Source organism: Legionella dresdenensis (assembly GCF_042649825.1).
GTDB classification, from domain to species: Bacteria; Pseudomonadota; Gammaproteobacteria; order Legionellales; family Legionellaceae; genus Legionella_C; species Legionella_C dresdenensis.
Map to the genome: position 1 here is coordinate 1 of NZ_JBHSAB010000030.1, position 528 is coordinate 528.

Below are 528 nucleotides of genomic sequence, written 5' to 3' on the forward strand. Positions count from 1 at the left end.
CGCTTGTGTTACCTCTTCTTTCTTTACCAAATTGTCAATGAACGTCTGGATAATCCAGATAAAAACACACGAACTCATGCGCTTTCCTCTTTACTATCCGAATGCCGGCCTCGTTATGGTGGAGTCGGGGAGGATCGAACTCCCGACCCCCTGCGTGCAAGGCAGGTGCTCTCCCAGCTGAGCTACGACCCCTTTTTTGCTTCGGCTTTTTTGTTTACTCTTCGTTATGTTTGGTCGCTTGTTCAGTCACGTACATAAGTACGTTCCTTCTCGCGCTCGCAAACATGCCTCGATTAAACAAAAAATCCTCGCAAAAAACAGATCGATTGTTTACTCTCTGTCATGTTTACTTTTTTTGCAAACATACGCCGGTTAAACTTAAAGTCGTTGTAAAAAACACTACAACAATCGCTTTGCAGGCGATTTCGTGTTTTTAACCGCTTCGGCCATCATTCCTGAAAACAAACTGTGTGGGCACTTTAAGTCGCATTCAATGCCGTTTTATCATATTAAGGAGGTGATCCAGCC

General features: G+C 44.3%; 1 tRNA gene. It reads right to left on the reverse strand.

The annotated features are described in order from the left end of the window. Nucleotides 1–116: 116 nt before the first annotated feature. Nucleotides 117–192: transfer RNA gene (locus tag ACFORL_RS12365), tRNA-Ala, on the reverse strand. Nucleotides 193–528 lie beyond the last annotated feature (336 nt).